The sequence below is a fragment of the Flavobacterium procerum genome (assembly GCF_042431625.1).
Taxonomy (GTDB): Bacteria; Bacteroidota; Bacteroidia; order Flavobacteriales; family Flavobacteriaceae; genus Flavobacterium; species Flavobacterium procerum.
Window position 1 is genome coordinate 315,186 of record NZ_JBHLYW010000022.1, and the last position, 15,661, is coordinate 330,846.

General features: G+C 34.4%; 15 protein-coding genes. 9 read left to right on the top strand and 6 right to left on the bottom strand.

Annotated features, from left to right (window positions below):
* Window positions 1–435: 435 nt before the first annotated feature.
* The 3 genes from ACFFLS_RS20895 to ACFFLS_RS20905 all read left to right on the top strand — a co-directional run bounded on the left by ACFFLS_RS20895 (window position 436) and on the right by ACFFLS_RS20905 (window position 3,037).
* The gene (locus tag ACFFLS_RS20895; protein ID WP_379687164.1) at window positions 436–1,278 is read left to right on the top strand and encodes a chromate resistance protein ChrB domain-containing protein; all 843 of its coding nucleotides are present in this window, start codon (window positions 436–438) and stop codon (window positions 1,276–1,278) included.
* A gap of 84 nt (window positions 1,279–1,362) precedes the next feature.
* A complete protein-coding gene (locus ACFFLS_RS20900; RefSeq protein WP_379687165.1) occupies window positions 1,363–1,860 on the top strand; it encodes a hypothetical protein in 498 nt (165 codons plus the stop codon).
* Window positions 1,808–3,037, top strand: coding sequence for a chromate transporter (locus ACFFLS_RS20905; protein ID WP_379687167.1), 1,230 nt, complete (start codon window positions 1,808–1,810; stop codon window positions 3,035–3,037). The genes ACFFLS_RS20900 and ACFFLS_RS20905 overlap by 53 nt, the downstream gene beginning before the upstream one ends.
* Window positions 3,038–3,414: 377 nt before the next feature.
* On the opposite strand, the gene ACFFLS_RS20910 is transcribed toward ACFFLS_RS20905, so the two are convergent.
* The 5 genes from ACFFLS_RS20910 to ACFFLS_RS20930 form a co-directional block, all read right to left on the bottom strand.
* Complete coding sequence (locus ACFFLS_RS20910) at window positions 3,415–3,993, bottom strand: DUF4833 domain-containing protein (RefSeq protein ID WP_379687169.1); 579 nt, start codon at window positions 3,991–3,993, stop codon at window positions 3,415–3,417.
* A gap of 16 nt (window positions 3,994–4,009) precedes the next feature.
* On the bottom strand, window positions 4,010–4,441 hold the full coding sequence (locus ACFFLS_RS20915) for a GtrA family protein (RefSeq protein ID WP_379687171.1): 432 nt from the start codon (window positions 4,439–4,441) through the stop codon (window positions 4,010–4,012).
* Complete coding sequence (locus ACFFLS_RS20920) at window positions 4,441–5,127, bottom strand: CDP-alcohol phosphatidyltransferase family protein (protein WP_379687172.1); 687 nt, start codon at window positions 5,125–5,127, stop codon at window positions 4,441–4,443. Before ACFFLS_RS20920 ends, ACFFLS_RS20915 begins: the two co-directional genes overlap by 1 nt.
* A gap of 154 nt (window positions 5,128–5,281) precedes the next feature.
* Window positions 5,282–6,088, bottom strand: a complete 807-nt coding sequence (locus tag ACFFLS_RS20925) for a phytanoyl-CoA dioxygenase family protein (RefSeq protein ID WP_379687174.1) — start codon at window positions 6,086–6,088, stop codon at window positions 5,282–5,284.
* Window positions 6,089–6,313: 225 nt separating this feature from the next.
* A complete protein-coding gene (locus ACFFLS_RS20930) occupies window positions 6,314–7,102 on the bottom strand; it encodes an SDR family NAD(P)-dependent oxidoreductase (protein ID WP_379687176.1) in 789 nt (262 codons plus the stop codon).
* A 1,000-nt stretch (window positions 7,103–8,102) separates the two neighbouring features.
* On the opposite strand from ACFFLS_RS20930, the gene ACFFLS_RS20935 reads away from it, so the two are divergent.
* From ACFFLS_RS20935 to ACFFLS_RS20955, 5 genes are all read left to right on the top strand, one after another.
* On the top strand, window positions 8,103–9,713 hold the full coding sequence (locus ACFFLS_RS20935) for a serine hydrolase (RefSeq protein ID WP_379687177.1): 1,611 nt from the start codon (window positions 8,103–8,105) through the stop codon (window positions 9,711–9,713).
* Between the two features lie 531 nt (window positions 9,714–10,244).
* Entirely contained in the window at window positions 10,245–10,994 is a 750-nt protein-coding gene (locus ACFFLS_RS20940) for a carbonic anhydrase family protein (protein ID WP_379687179.1), read from the top strand.
* 2 nt (window positions 10,995–10,996) lie between these two features.
* A complete protein-coding gene (locus ACFFLS_RS20945; RefSeq protein ID WP_379687180.1) occupies window positions 10,997–11,788 on the top strand; it encodes a DUF2490 domain-containing protein in 792 nt (263 codons plus the stop codon).
* Between the two features lie 314 nt (window positions 11,789–12,102).
* Window positions 12,103–12,867 (top strand): helix-turn-helix domain-containing protein, encoded by a 765-nt coding sequence (locus ACFFLS_RS20950; protein WP_379689637.1) that lies wholly within the window; start codon window positions 12,103–12,105, stop codon window positions 12,865–12,867.
* Between the two features lie 176 nt (window positions 12,868–13,043).
* A complete protein-coding gene (locus ACFFLS_RS20955; protein WP_379687183.1) occupies window positions 13,044–13,433 on the top strand; it encodes a DUF1398 domain-containing protein in 390 nt (129 codons plus the stop codon).
* 247 nt (window positions 13,434–13,680) lie between these two features.
* Here ACFFLS_RS20955 and ACFFLS_RS20960 read toward each other — a convergent pair whose 3' ends face one another.
* Window positions 13,681–15,177: a S41 family peptidase gene (locus tag ACFFLS_RS20960; protein ID WP_379687184.1), complete on the bottom strand. Its 1,497-nt coding sequence runs from the start codon at window positions 15,175–15,177 to the stop codon at window positions 13,681–13,683.
* Window positions 15,178–15,232: 55 nt separating this feature from the next.
* Between ACFFLS_RS20960 and ACFFLS_RS20965 the strand changes: the two genes are divergently transcribed.
* Window positions 15,233–15,613, top strand: a complete 381-nt coding sequence (locus ACFFLS_RS20965) for a hypothetical protein (protein WP_379687185.1) — start codon at window positions 15,233–15,235, stop codon at window positions 15,611–15,613.
* The last annotated feature ends 48 nt before the right edge of the window (window positions 15,614–15,661 follow it).

A 15,661-nucleotide genomic window follows, 5' to 3' on the forward strand; every position in this document is an offset into this window, starting at 1 on the left:
TTCATTATCCTTTAATTTATGATAATACTTGTCAAATAATTAATCTTAATTATTACAACAAAATACTATTCAACGAAACATTCCGATAAAACAATTAGAGCTTAACTGCGCCTTTTCTATTTTCCAGTCGAGAGGCTCCATGGAGAATCTCCCAAAAATACAAGAAACAGACAAAACCGCATTCTGGAGCTATCTGATGGTTTCCTACTCTTTTAATGCCATAAATTTGAAGCATAGGCAAACCAATTAAATAATTCGGCATGCATCGATAAATTTTACGCAATAGTCTTTGCTGTCTTCCTAAGCTAACTATACCGTCAGCCGCCCTTTCTGCAGACCCTGTTTTTACCCTAAATCCATTAAACTGGTCCGACGGGCAGAATTAGATGATAAAAGTGTAAATTAGCATGCGTCAGATTAAAACCGGAACTTTTTATGAAATGGATCACAAGAGAAAGACCTAAAATAGACAGAATCGCCTGTCCATGGCTTATCAAAAACTTTGTGGATGCTGATGCTGAATTTATTTTCGTGCCTTTTGGCAAGGTGATCTCGGAGGCCTCACGTTTGAATGCTGTCCCTTTTGATATCCCAGATGTAGAATTCACGCACTACCACGATCAGTGCACTTTTGACTATATAATAAAAAAATATGCAATAAACGATCCTGCCGTGTCAATAATTGCATCAATTGTGCGGGGGGCCGATACCGATCGGCATGAGATTGCAGCCGAGTCAGCTGGGCTTTGGGCAATTTCTGCAGGACTTGCCCACAATATCTCAGATGACGGTCAATTGCTTGAAACAGGCATGATCCTCTATGATGCGCTATACAGCTGGGCTGTGCACATGTACAAAGAGAAGCACCTGCAGAACAGCCCGTTTGAAAAGCTGCTGCACGAAGTCTACAGCAAGTTTTTAAAAGACAGCAAATCTGCAAAAACCCCTTCCTGGGTAAAGGAATTGAAAAACATGATCCAGGACCAGATTGATGCGCAGTTTGCTTTCGACCTTAAAAAAATTTCCAGCGAACTGGACCTAAATCCTTCATATATTTCTCGGGAATTCTCCAAGCACTTTGAAGATCTGAATTTTGGAGAATATGTCAGAAAGCAGCGAATTGAAAAAGCAATCAGCCTCATTGAGGGTACAGACTATACCCTTACTGAAATCGCCTACATGACAGGATTTTCCGATCAGAGCCATTTTACCAGGATTTTCAAGCTTCATACAGGACACAATCCATCTGCCCACCGAAAAAAAATCCAGAAAAAGTAAGCAATATACAAAACGTAAGATACGTTCTATTCACTGCCATCTGATAGCGGTAGCTTTGTTTTTATATTCTAAAAACAAAAACCAATGCCATTAAAAAATCTGCAGTGCTTTTTAATGCTGCTGCTTTCAGCCTCTTCGTTTTCACAAAACAGCTTTCATAAGATATCGGCCTACGTCGGGATCATGCATCCTATTGTGACCATAAACAAGGACGAAACAACGCTTAATTTCAGGGATTATTATGCAGTGGGGGTTCCAGTGGGAGTAAACTTGTGGAAAAATGAAAAAATCGGATTTTCTTTTGAAGTTGTACCTAATATAAAAGATGATCAGGGAAGCAGCAAGGTAACCAATCTTCTGTTTCATCCCGGAATTCTGGCTACCTTGGGAAAAGGATATACCTTTGCAGGAAGAGCCGCTTTCGAATCTTCGGGAAGATATGGTTTTACCCCGGTTCTGAGCAAGATTGTGCTTAAAGGCCCAAACTGCAGTTATTTTCTCGCACTGCCTCTGCCCGTGCGCTTTGGCAATGGGCATCCAGCTTCTTTTACTGCCGGTTTTCAAGTTGGCATTTCTTTTTAAAATCATTGTTATAACTCAAAAATCAAAATATTCTTTAAGAGAGCTCACTCTGTATTTTCTAAGGCTGGGCTCAATCGGTTTTGGAGAGCCTGTCGCCCTTGTCGGCTATATGCATCAAGATTTGGTGGAATACAGGAAATGGATTTCCGAAGAAGAATACAAAGAAGGTCTGGCGCTAGCACAGCTTGCTCCTGGCCCTCTAGCTGCGCAGCTGGGTATATATATCGGCTATGTCCACTACAGCTTTCTGGGTGCCACTCTGGCCGGATTCGCTTTTGTGCTGCCTTCTTTTCTGATGGTGCTGGCTCTTGGCATTGTCTACCAGCTCTACGGCGGACTGTTTTGGATCCAATCGGTTTTTTATGGTGTAGGTGCAGGCGTTATTGGAATAATCACCCTGAGCGCATACAGACTTACAATCAAATCAATTGGAAAATTCAGCCTGGAATCCTTGAAGGAAAAATGGTTGCTCTGGCTGTTCTTTATTATCTTACTGGCAGTAACCTATGTAACCGAACGCGAGCAGATTCTGGTATTCATTGCCGCCGGTTTAATCTATATGCTGATCAAAGCCCGCCCTATGGCTAAAATTTCAAAAACAGCAAACATCTCCATTGTTTTTTTATCCGGAATATGGGATTTTGAAAACGGAACACTTTTGAAGATTTTTATTTTCTTTGCCAAAGCAGGTGCCTTTGTATTTGGAAGCGGATTGGCGATCGTTCCCTTTCTGCATTCAGTAGTAGTGGTTGAAAACGAATGGCTGACAGAGCAGCAGTTTCTGGATTCGGTGGCTGTCGCAATGATTACACCTGGTCCAGTTGTCATAACAGTAGGTTTTATAGGATACCTAGTAGATGGCGTTGCAGGCGCTATTGCCGCAGCAATGGCAACCTTCCTTCCCTGCTATCTATTCACCATTTCGCTTGCTCCATTCTTTAAAAGAATAGTCCATAACAAAAGCGTAAAGGCCTTTGTGGAAGGCATCACAGCAGCAGTGTTAGGTGCTCTGGTTGGATCGGTAATTGTAATTGCGAAAAGAAGCATCATAGATGTTCCGACTGCTTTGATCGCTTTTTTCGTCATTCTTTCTTTACTGTATATTAAGAAAATCCAAGAGCCTGTCATCATTGCAATAGCAGCTGTAGTGGGAGTAATGATAAAATTTATTTTTTAAGCAAATGAATTAAGATAAAATTCATCAGAACACCGCCCCTGCCTAAACAAGGTCTAAATATAACAAAATCAGGTTTTTACCGATTATACCTGCTTAACTACCTAGCCTTTTTTCGCAAAAACTTAAACAATAAGAACATTAAATACAGCATGGAAATGCTAAATGCCAGAGCAATTGTCTGCCAAATAAATAATCCTATTGAGCGTAATTGCATTGCTTTCTGCATCATCAATACTTGTCTGTCGGTTATCAATGAATTTATTCTTTATATAAAAAAATTAGTTCCAGCAGCATTAAATCTTGAGATGCGTAAAATCAGTGAGGCAATTCAAAGCGCTAAATATTTAAAGAAAGATTGTTCAAGCTGCAGAGTCGTATTATTTTAACAGCAATCTTTCCGTAATTTTCTTATTCGAGAGAGCATCAATTCCGGTAACTTCGGCATACTTTACGTTGGGCAGCCAAAAAGAACCTCCTTCGATGCGCACGAATATTTTTTCTATTTGTATTCTTTTCTGATTTACATGCGCAAAAACATGATATTTCTGATCTGAAGCTATCTTTTTCAAGGTTAGGTGCAGCTTCTTATAGGAAACGAATTGAAGATCAAACTCCTCATTGTTTAGGGCCTTGCTTTCTAATCCGTAAGCAAATTTTCGCTGTATATAAGTAAAATCTTTTTTTTCTCCTTTCTCAGCGTATCGAATCCAATATGCTTTTATAGGATTGCTTTTGTTTATTTCTCCATTTTCCTGATAGTTTATGGCATAAACTGCTGTATTTGTATTTGGGTCCCGCTGTATGTAAAACACCATATCATCTATATTTTTGGGCGTAGGAAAATGCAATGGCGACGGATTATCGGTTTGAGCCGATACATCACCAGAAATTATGCCTGCTAAAATCGTTATAACGATTAGTGATTTTGTAGAATATTTAAATAATAATTTCTTCATAACAAAATTAAATATATTAATTTGATTCGATTACAGACTGTTTTTCGTTTATCCTAAAAACCCAATATTTGATCAGTGGATAATTAAAGCCATACGAAACAAAAAGATCCGTGATGACTCTTCCAATTCTATAATCGATCTGAAATGCATTTTGTAAAAAAAGCGTACCAAATGATTTTAATGAAATGCTTCCCAGTACCACCAGCCCAAATTTTAAAAGCTGGCTATTGATGGGAATGCTGTAACCTGATTGATTCTTAAATACCCAAAATCTATTGATGCTGAAATTGATAATGGCGCCAACGGTCCCGGAGACTAAAATAGAAAACGCAAAATGCAGTTTAAAAGCTTCTGTTAATACAATCATTAAGCCATAATCTGCAATGCCACCTAAAAATGCCGCAACCTGCGCCTTTAGAAAAGTCAAAATGGCTTTCTTTGTAAACATCAGTTTTGGTTTTTATCTTTTAAATCGCCCTGCTTTAAAAGCTTTATGCTGTCTACAATGTTAATTATGAGCAAAACAAGAGTGATTAAGCCAGCCAGAAAGGCAATTGATCCATGGAATAAAACTTCTGCAATTAAAATGAAAGCAATTATGAATCGGAGTTCTGTAGGGCCTACAAAGCCAGAATCTATACTGTACTCATCTGTAATTTTGTAGCGCAGCTGGCTGATGATGATCGACCAGCCATACAATGCCACAAAAGCAAAAGCTATAATCTGTGTGCCATTTTCAGCATAAATATAGTAGCCAAAACCTATAAATGCAATACCAATCCAGTCGGCAATAATATCGAGGGCAAAACCATACCAGCGTCGGGGAATATTTCTATAATAAGCCAGTCTTCCGTCTAAAGAATCGCCAAACCAATTTACAGCCAACCCGATAATCCCGAATAGCAGATACCACTCTGCCGCATAAGCGCCTAAAACAAAAGCCAGGAAAACAAATCCCGAGCCAAGTGTTCCTAGTAGCGTAAGTAAATTTGGCGAAACGAATCCAGGCAGCTTTGGAAGTAAAAATACAATCGCTGACTGTTCAGCTCTTTTTAAAATGTTGGTTCGCTTGCGATCTGAAAATATCCTTTGTGCAAGGGCACTTTTGCCTTCAAACTGTATTTCTTTTCCCATATCAACCCAATATTCGGTAGCCTTTATAGCATGCCTAATTCCAGTTTTATAATTTTTAGTTTTATTTTCCGCTTCATATTCTTAAAAAAATCGGTAGTTGTTTTTAGCTTACCTGATCTAACAAGATAACTAAATGCAAGGACAAACAGCATGCCTATTTAACAATTCCTGCAAAGCGTTGATAGAAAACCGTTGGGCTGTTCTCGTTTTTAGGAGCATATTTTCCTGCTATTATCGGAACATAAATAACCCTTCTTCTGCTTTCTTCACCGCGTACAGCCGATTCTGCAACCCTGTGCCACAAACGGCCGTCGTGAATGGTTAAATCTCCCGCTTCCGGATTGATGGAAACTTCCTCTGGATCTGCCTTATGGTCTAAAAAGTATTTTTTGCGAAAAAGCATCTGGTAAAGACTTTGCTTGTGGGTACCGGGAATGATTTTAAGGCCACCGTTCTCTGGTTTTAAAGTGCTTAAGTGAATACCCACATTCAGCATCGGGTTTAATTTCGTACCATAAAAAACATCTCTTAAACCGTCTGTGTGCCAGCCCATTTTAGCAAACTTGCTTTCTGGCCCGTTGATATAATGGTTGAAAACCATTCCGTCTTTTTCTTCGGTGCCCAATCGTGCGCCATCGCCTGCCAATGGCAATAAACCATCCAATCTCGGATCAAGCAATAGACCGCTTAAAGTTTGATGGTGCTGATTGATAAAAGCAAAACGCTGCACTATAGGAGATCCATCTAAATCTTTTCCATATTTAATAGGAACACCGTTTACTTTTTGAAGATCCTTTTCAATCCATTTCTGCTCGACTTCTTTCGAAGCATCAATGATTGCTGCAACCGTTTCTGGGTTTATAAATTTTTTGAAGTGGATAAAACCGTGCTGGTTAAAAAAGCTGATCTGCTCATCAGTCAATTGATCAGCTAGGGTAAATGTTTTATATGAAGATACCATGATATTATATATTTAATAAATGAAAAATAAGTTTGAATTTTTACCTAAAAGTTTAGCAACAACAACAGCAACAACACATTCGCATTGCGTGCATCTGCCCTTTAGGAAAATTAAACATATTTCTTTTATTACACATATTCTATCGAATTAGTAGATATTTAAAACAAATATACTATAATTTTTCTTTTACAATCAATATTTTTTTTATTTTTTTTTGAAAAAAAATTAAACTTTATAAATCCCAGCTGCTGTTTTTTCGATGAAAGCCTTTGGCAGTAAGCGATTGGCATACACTGAAATGATATTCGCAAAACCTGGAATAACTTCTGATTTTTTATTGAACATTGCTTTAACTGCCATTTTTGCGACTTCATCCGGTTGCATATTAAATTTTTGAGCCATTTTGCTAAGAGCATCCAAACCAGCTCTTGAAGCAAAACCAGTATCCACTGGACCTGGACTAAAACAGGTTACTGAAATTGAAGTTGGAGCCAATTCGAAACGCAGCGCACGGGTAAACGACAAAACAAAAGCCTTTGTAGCCGAATAAACCGCTAATGTAGGCACGGCCTGATAGGCAGCAGTGCTGCATATATTTAATATGTAGGCTTGTTTTTCCTGTGACAGTATAGGCACTAGCAAGTGCGAAAGTTCTACCATCACGTTCATGTTCAGTTGCATCATGCCCAACTGATCGATTAGAGCAGACCTACTGAAATCGCCCCACACTCCATAACCGGCATTGTTGACCAAAAAACCGACTCTACAGCTATTCGCTTTTATCCAATCGGCTACTTTTTGCGATGCTCCATTCACAGAAAGATCAAGGGGTAAAACAGCGGCATTGATGCCATATTTTAATTGAAGATCTTCAGAAAGCGCTTTTAATTCCTGTTCGCTTCTTGCGACAAGCAAAAGTGGACATCCCTGTCTGGCCAATTCATAAGCAATAGATTTTCCAATGCCTTTGCTTGCGCCTGTTATCAAGGCGTATGGTTTGTTTTTTTCACCCATTTTTAATCAATTTAATAATCAAATATAAAAATTAATTATAAAAACATTGGCCATGTAGCTTAAAAGGAATCTAATAAATTACGAAAAATCTTAAAAGAGGAAAAAGTTTTAAAAAATACAAATTCAGAATTTTTACAGTTTACTTTCGTCCAAGAATTCCTTTTTCACATGACTTTACCGTTCATAAAATCTTAATGGGTATTTTAAGATTTAGTAAATTTAGATTATGCTTTTAAAAAACTGCTTGACGAGTTTAATGTAGAGCCCCATGTCTTTACGGAAGAGGAGTTTAAGTCATATGATAAATATTTTGAACAGATATTGGTCAAAAAAAAACACCTTCCTAATTAGGGAAGGAGAAACAGAAAAGATGCCTTTCTCTTTTAAAATTTAATGCTTACTATTTTAATTAATAGTTATTTGCAAACATTTTAATAAAATTTATTTGGTAAACAAAGTAAATTTTACATTTATCCCCAGCAGAACATCTAAACCAAATTTATAAAGCCAATGGAAGACAGACACTACATATAGAAAGCCAATATCTTTAAATCATCCAAAAAAGATGTCGTAATTTGTCCTGTCCCTGTCACAAACTTAAAATCCCATTTCTAACGAAATGGGATTTTTTTTTGACCTTTTTATGTCGATTTAACCAGTTAACACCTCTAAAAACAAATGGTTTGGTTTTCCTGTAGAGTTGACCTTACTGGATTCAAACCGCTCCTCAACACTGTAAAACATTAGACTTACAATTTTTTTATCTTTATGTTAACAATAATTTTAGTTTTATGGAATTTGACAATGAAAATCTCAAATGAAAAATTACACCTCAAAAGACTCAAAAATGCTTTATAATGAAGGAATGAATATAACTTGTACTCTCAATTTTGCTTGAAATTCAGTAAGGCATTTTTATTTGTAATCTTTTATTATAATTTTACCCAACTGTCACAAAGGACTAACCGCTAGTTAGAATTCAATAAAAAGTCAAAAAAACATGAAATCAATTCAATCAATCACTTTTATTTTATTATTTATAACACAATTGGGTTTTACGCAAAGTAAGAAAGAAAAATTAGAACAGCTTTTTGAATTTTACAATCAACAAAATCTATTTAACGGTTCTGTTTTTATTTCTGAAAAAGGAGAAACTTTACTAAATAAAGGTTACGGATTATCAAATGTAGATTTAAAAAAGGAAAATAACTCTAACAGCATTTTCCAAATATATTCCATTACAAAAACTTTTACAGCAACGGTAATTTTAAAATTAGTAGAAGAAAAAAAACTTTCATTACAGGATAAACTTTCAAAGTTCTATCCGGATTATCCTGATGCAAGTACTATTTCAATTGAAAGTTTGCTAACCCATACCTCTGGAATTTATGAATATACCAGAGGCAATGATATGAAAGACCAAACAGAAAAATCATTTGTTGAATTTCAAAAAACTAAACCTTTGGATTTTCCTGCTGGAACTGATTGGAGTTATTCTAACTCAGGATATTATTTTCTAGGCTATGTAATTGAAAAAGTTACTGGAATAAGTTACGAAAAAGCAGTTGAAAAATACATATTTAAACCATTGAAAATGAAGCAAAGTGGTTTTGCTTTTAAAAATCTAAAAAGTGAAAATAAAACCACTGGCTATGAAATTTTTTCTGAAAAAGAACAAAAACCATCGATTGTTTATGATCCGCCTATGCCTTTTGCTGCTGGTGGAATATACTCAACTGTTGAAGATTTAAATAAATATTATAATGGACTAAAAAATTACAAGATTATCTCCAAAGAAAGTTTAGAAAAAGCATATACACCTTTCAAAAACAATTATGGCTATGGTTGGATTACAAAGCCGATGTTTAAAAAAATGACAGTTGGCCATAGTGGTTATGCAGCCGGTTTTTGCAGCAATTTTGTTCAAATTCCCGAAGATGATATTTGCATTATACTGCTTACAAATACAGAAAGAGGTTTAGACACTGCCACTTATGCTATTATGAAAACTTTGTATAATTTATACGATAAAGATTATAAAATTCCAATTGTAGCCAATATAAGCTCAGAAACTTTAAAGCAATATGTGGGAACTTATCAAGTAGAAAACAATTTTATAGTTTACCTTACAGTTGAAAACAATAAATTAAAATTACAAAGTGGAAACGGGCCCACAACTATTCTATATCCTGTAAAAGAAAATTTATTTTACGCTGAAGAATTAATGGGTGATGTAATTTTTGAAAGAAACGAGACTTCACAAATAGAGTCATTAAATTTTCATATAGGAAATCAACTAAAAAAAGCAAAAAAAATATTTCCTTCCTGGGGAATTGCAGGAAGTGCAACAGAAAAAGGCTGGGATGGCCCTGATGCAAAACTTGTTGAAACTGAAACAAAAGGAATTTGGACAATTAAAAATATGACTTTAAAAACAGGAGAGTTTAAATTTCGTTTTAATGACGATTGGACTTTAAATTTTGGAAAAGATATGAGCGACGGAATAATTCCAAAAGGAGATAATATAGAAATTTTAACAGGTGTTTATGATATTATTTTGGACATAACAGATTACGAAAAACCAAAATACAAAATTTTTAAGAAAAGTTAAAAAACAACCTACAACAGCTAAGGGATTCCTTGCCGTGAGTAGCACGAACATTAAACCTCTACGATACATACAAACCACTTCTTGATAAAACCTAAATAATTATCTTACAAATTCACTTAAAACCAGGCTAATTTCTTTAAATCATTCATAAAATGGTTTGTAAATTGTTAAGTAAGGGTCACAAAATTGAAGAATGAATAATTCTCAAAACAAACAGAAACTCGCTTTTAGCGGGTTTTTTATTGGACATTGTTTGACTTTAATGGACAATAATAGACATCTTTCTTTCCCCTATAATTCAATGACATGAGATGTCAGAAATTCACGAAATCCGGAAATTACTATTGCATTTAAACTTCATCTGAAATTAATTTAAGATTTTTTAATTCGCTTGTTTTTCAAACGAAGGGCATTCTAAGAAACTTTTCCGGTAGGGAAAAAGCCTGTTTTCCTGTTATATATTGAAGCTAGAATATACGGACATGCCGAACACCGATTTACAAAGTAGGCGGACTTAACTCAAACAAAAATATGAAAAATCAGTTTAAACCATTGGTAATGCTTTGCACAGCAGTACTTTTGGTTTCTTGCAACGGCAAAACAAATTCAGAAAAATCAAGTCTACCTTCTCCCCAAAATGATGTCAAACCTGTAGTTTCTCATGTAATGACTAAGGAAGAGCAAACCAGACTTACCCCTGATGCAATTTTACAGGAATTTATAGAAGGTAACAAACGTTTTCAAAAAGGTAGCACAACGGTGCGTGATCATAGCAAGCAAGCTAGAAAATCAGCGCCAGGACAATTTCCAAAAGCAGTTGTATTAAGCTGTGTTGATAGCCGTGTACCAGTTGAAGATGTATTTGACCAGGGTCTAGGAGATATTTTTGTGGGTCGTGTGGCAGGTAATTTTGTAAATGAAGATTTACTAGGCAGTATGGAATTTGCCTGCAAAGTTTCAGGAGCAAAATTGGTTTTAGTAATGGGACACCAGCACTGCGGAGCTATTAAAGGTGCAATTGATGATGTAAAATTGGGCAATATTACCGCCATGCTTTCAAAAATTAAACCTGCTGTAGCAATGAGCCAGGATTTTAAAGGTGAAAAATTATCTAAAAATGATAGTTTTGTAAAATACGTTTCAGAAAATAACGTACTCTACACTATAGATCAAATTCGCAAAAAAAGCCCAATTCTTAGAGAAATGGAAGAGAAAGGAGAAATAAAAATTGTCGGTGTATTTTATAATTTGACAGATGGAACACTTGAGTTTTTAAAATAATTATGAATGAAAAAAAAATACTAGCCTTCATTTTTTCAGTAGGCGTTTTACAAGCAGTAATCGGGCAGAATAATCGCATCAATACAAACAACAGCATTGGATGGTATAATTTTTTTGGGACATTCAAGATCTCCGAAAAATTCGGAATACATACTGAATACCAATGGAGAAGAAATGAAATGATTACCCAATGGCAGCAGAGCCTACTAAGGGTTGGCATAAATTATAACTTAAACACAAAAATTCAATTCCGGGCTGGTTATGGCTGGATCGAAACCTATCCTTATGGAGAAATAACACTCAATGGAATGGGAAAAGACTTTACCGAACATAGAATTTTTGAAATGATGCAACTGAATCATAAAGAAGGAATCTTTGACTTTTCGCATAGATTTATGCTAGAGCAAAGATTTGTAGGCAGATACAGCGCAGCAGACGAAACAAAAGAAGACGAGTTTCCTTTATTAAACAGAATTCGATATATGATCAGGGTTCAGATTCCTTTAAAAGGAAATGATATTAAAGATAAAACACCTTACCTAGCTTTTTATGACGAAATTTTTATTGGATTTGGCAAAAATGTAAATATGAATGTTTTTGATCAGAACAGAATTGGCATTTTATTAGGATATAGATTCAATAAAAACATAAGAATTGAAGGCGGTTACCTCAATCAAACCCTACAGTTGGGAAGACAGATAGAAGGAAAAAATGTTTTTCAGAATAACAATGGAGTCATACTGAATACTAATTTAAATTTTGACCTCACAAAAAACAACAAACAAAACCTGTAATAACAGTTACTAGCCTTATGGTAGAATGAAAATTATGCGAATTCTTCAAAATAAAAACCTCCAAAAAATCTACTAATTTTTGGAGGTTTTCTCTCTTTCATTTGTGATTATCATTGGGCTAAATTTAAACGTCTAATGCTGAACATGGTAATCATTGATTCATCTTATCTACGCTTGGTTCACAGTTCTACTTTTTTATTCTTCCCAAATTTTCACTATTTCAAAATAAATTTTGATTTGCCGTAAATCTATAATTCTAAGTATTCATTTTTTATTTAGTATTGTATAACTTTATTGAATCAAAAAGCAATAGTATGAAATTTGAAAAGCATTTTCCGACCGAACAATTAAAGCCCTATATTAAGTATTTTGTAGTATCGGAGAATGAATTGGAAAATGAATATAAAGTTTTTCCGTCTCCAGAGCTAGTAATCGGTTTTCAATACAAAGGGCATCTTAAAACAATAAAAGAAAAGAATGAAACTAATCTAACTTCTTCAGGGATTACAGGAATTACAGACAGCTACAAGATTTTCAAAAATTCGACAGACATAGGTACCGTTTTAGTTTATTTTACTGAAATTGGTTTTACTCATTTTGCGTCCCATCCTGCATACGAACTCTTTAATTTAAGTCTTTCTCTTGATACTATTTTTAATAAAAATTCTATAGCCGAAGTTGAAGAAAAGCTGGCAATAGCGAACACAGACAAACTTCGGATAAAAATCATAGAACAATTTTTGTTGTCGGAGCTAAAAGATAATCAAACAGACAGATTAATTGTTGAAGCAATTAAACTCATTTACCAAAATAATGGAGCTGTCCGCATAAAAGAGCTAAATGAAAAATTATTTATCAGTCAAAGTGCATTTGAAAAACGTTTTAGAAAAGTAGTTGGAACAACTCCTAAAAAATTTTCTTCCATTGTTCGATTTAATTCAGTTCTTGATAATCTGAATAAAACTAAAACACTGACTGAAATCTGTTACGAAAACAACTTCTTCGACCAAGCACATTTCATCAAAGATTTCAAACAATTTACTGGTGATACACCTGAAAACTTCAAACGATTCTTGTAGAAAAACGATTTTTTACAATTACAGGATATTTCACCATCGCACCTTTGCATTGTAATCTTAATGCAAACAAAAGGATGGTAAAATTAATTTTAAAATCGACGGTCATATCATCTACTTTGACCATTATGATTGCATGTAATTCAACAAAACGTTTAACAATTAAAAAACAAGAAAAAATGTTTACAGTAGAACAAGTAAAAACAGCGCATAGTAAAGTAAAATCAGGTGCAGATTTTCCTGCGTACATTCAAGACATCAAAAATTTAGGAGTTACCTATTATGAAACGTTTGTATCTGACGGACATACTGATTATTACGGCATAAATAACTATAAAACTTCATCAAATGCTAGTTATAATGCTTTACTTATTTCCCAAGTTTCAAATATTGAACAATTTAAGACAGATATCAAAGCACATCAACAAGGCAAAACAGACTATCCAACTTTTTGCAGTGATTGTGCTAAATCGGGTATTGAAAAATGGGCAGTATGTATGGAAAAAATGACTTGTACTTATTTCGACAAAGCAGGAAATGAAATTTTAATTGAACAAATTCCTCAATAAATTGAAGCAATAATTATGAGGAATACATCAATTAAAAAAGAATGGAACGATGATGCTGTCATCGTTCCACCTTATAAAACAGTTTTAAAGCCATGGAAATAAACTTAAAGTAATTATCCCAATTACATTAATAAATAATCAATTCGGTTTAAATAGTTTCTCATCTCATCATTATTTGAATTTTCCGCACTAATACCTTTCAATTATTAATTGTTCCTCAACTGAGGCAAAAACTTATTTATTCCTTTTATTGTTTTTTCAAACTTTTAAAATTCTCTATATACAAACCTTTAGCAGTATTTGTAGGATTGAATGCCGCAAGATTGTCAATTCTTAAGGACAAAGAAGGATTGGCGTCTTTTGCTGTAGTTCGCATAGTTTGGCCTGTGATTAATTCGAGAGCTTTATTCAAATAAGGATCTTTTACATTTCCAAATTCAACCAGATTTAAGAAAGTGCTATATGGATTAATTTCGTAATCAGGTACAATTTTCTCTGGATTTGCATCTTTGTCTTTGTTGTAATATGAAAAAGTAATGGGTTGCAATTGCCATTTGTGTTTAGTGTTTCGATTGGCATAGGATATATAATTATAAGCAGGAGAATCATATAATGTGTTTGAGCCTACAAATTTCCCAACTGTTTCTTCTCCTATTGTGATTACGCTAATGTATTTTTTTAGACATTGTATGGTGAGCTCGCTGGCAGAAGCGGTTTGAAAACTTACCAGCACATATATTTTTGGCAAAGTAAGGCTGTTTATGCTTTCTTCTCTCTGAAAAGTTGGTTTGTTATCAACCAAGTTAAAAATGTTTACTTTTTCGGAAAGATTTTCATAGCCGTCTTCACTATTATGTTTATTATTGAAGTCTAAGTAAATATAAGGCTTATTGGTAAAACTGCCATTAATCATTTGAGCCAAGGCAACTGCCGTTTCTAATGAACCTCCTCCATTGTATCTTAAATCTAAAACCAATTCGTTAATTCCATCCGATTTCATTTTAGCGAAAGCCAAATTGAGTTCATCATTATAATCAGATTTAAAACCATTAAAAACCAGATAACCAATATTCTTTGCTCCATAAACTTTCTTTTCGTAATAAGCAACTGGGTTTTCATCAATTTCGGCTTTTGATACACTCACAGTTCCTGCTTTGTCTGTGGTTACTAAACCACCGCTTGAAAATTGCACGCTTGCTGCCAAAGTAATTGTCAATTGTGTGTTTTCTAGCTGGTCATAATTACTTGCAGTAAGCTGGCTTCCATTTATTTTTGTAATGACGTCGCCTCTTTTCAATCCTGCCAAAGCTGCTGGTGAGCCAGGCACAATGTAGTTAATTAAAGCTACCATATTTGTATTGGATGCATCTTTAGGGTAGATTGCGTAATTAAAACCACCTTTTTTTTCGACTTCTGCAATTTTTGAAACCTGTACTATCTCGTTACTGTTTTCAATCCATGAAAATCTATCGACAGTTCCTCTTTGATATAGGAGTGAATAAAAAAGCGCATCGGGAGTTTTTCCGTTAATAAGATTGTTATATGTTGCGGTAGAAGCGATTTTGCTGTCAGACAAATTGGCAACATTGGGTTGCCAGTAATACCAGGAATTCATAGCTTTCCAAACAAAGTCATTAATCTCGTTTGACTCGGTAGTTGTATTTTCATTAGAATCAGAATCCTTGCTGCAAGCTGTAAAAACCAATCCTATAATTAATGCTTTAACAATATATTTTAATTTCATTATTTTTTCAATCGTTTAATTTAAGTTAAATTTGTGGTTGCAAAACGCTAAAATTATGAAAAATAGTATTCCTAAAACCTTCTTTCTCTTATTTTATTTCGGCCTTTTTTTTCTTTTTTCCTGTTCCAGACAACTTTTAGATATTCAAAACCAAACCTATAAAAATTATAACAAGAATAATGAGAGAGGATATGTCGTTAGTTTTGAATTAAATGACACTGCTATTGTTCCTAAATCGGTTGTGATTAATGGTATTGTTCAGGATATATCCAAAGCAAATAAAATTGGAGATACTTATCAGGTAAATGTGATTGCACAAACTACCTTGATTCATAATTACCAAGTAAAATTTGACAAAAAAGAAAATGGAATTTATTTTGAGAAAAATTCCAATATATTTTTTCAACCTGTAAAATTCAAATTAATCACAAACTAATTGAAAAAGTTTAATTGAAACCCTTTGGTTGTAATTATTTGAAGTAAA

Coding starts and splice junctions, on each gene's coding strand:
- ACFFLS_RS20895 (WP_379687164.1), top strand. CDS start 436: ATGAAATGGATCACAAGAGAAAGACCTAAAATAGACAGAATCGCCTGT.
- ACFFLS_RS20900 (WP_379687165.1), top strand. CDS start 1,363: ATGCCATTAAAAAATCTGCAGTGCTTTTTAATGCTGCTGCTTTCAGCC.
- ACFFLS_RS20905 (WP_379687167.1), top strand. CDS start 1,808: ATGGGCATCCAGCTTCTTTTACTGCCGGTTTTCAAGTTGGCATTTCTT.
- ACFFLS_RS20910 (WP_379687169.1), bottom strand. CDS start 3,993: ATGAAGAAATTATTATTTAAATATTCTACAAAATCACTAATCGTTATA.
- ACFFLS_RS20915 (WP_379687171.1), bottom strand. CDS start 4,441: ATGTTTACAAAGAAAGCCATTTTGACTTTTCTAAAGGCGCAGGTTGCG.
- ACFFLS_RS20920 (WP_379687172.1), bottom strand. CDS start 5,127: ATGGGAAAAGAAATACAGTTTGAAGGCAAAAGTGCCCTTGCACAAAGG.
- ACFFLS_RS20925 (WP_379687174.1), bottom strand. CDS start 6,088: ATGGTATCTTCATATAAAACATTTACCCTAGCTGATCAATTGACTGAT.
- ACFFLS_RS20930 (WP_379687176.1), bottom strand. CDS start 7,102: ATGGGTGAAAAAAACAAACCATACGCCTTGATAACAGGCGCAAGCAAA.
- ACFFLS_RS20935 (WP_379687177.1), top strand. CDS start 8,103: ATGAAATCAATTCAATCAATCACTTTTATTTTATTATTTATAACACAA.
- ACFFLS_RS20940 (WP_379687179.1), top strand. CDS start 10,245: ATGAAAAATCAGTTTAAACCATTGGTAATGCTTTGCACAGCAGTACTT.
- ACFFLS_RS20945 (WP_379687180.1), top strand. CDS start 10,997: ATGAATGAAAAAAAAATACTAGCCTTCATTTTTTCAGTAGGCGTTTTA.
- ACFFLS_RS20950 (WP_379689637.1), top strand. CDS start 12,103: ATGAAATTTGAAAAGCATTTTCCGACCGAACAATTAAAGCCCTATATT.
- ACFFLS_RS20955 (WP_379687183.1), top strand. CDS start 13,044: ATGTTTACAGTAGAACAAGTAAAAACAGCGCATAGTAAAGTAAAATCA.
- ACFFLS_RS20960 (WP_379687184.1), bottom strand. CDS start 15,177: ATGAAATTAAAATATATTGTTAAAGCATTAATTATAGGATTGGTTTTT.
- ACFFLS_RS20965 (WP_379687185.1), top strand. CDS start 15,233: ATGAAAAATAGTATTCCTAAAACCTTCTTTCTCTTATTTTATTTCGGC.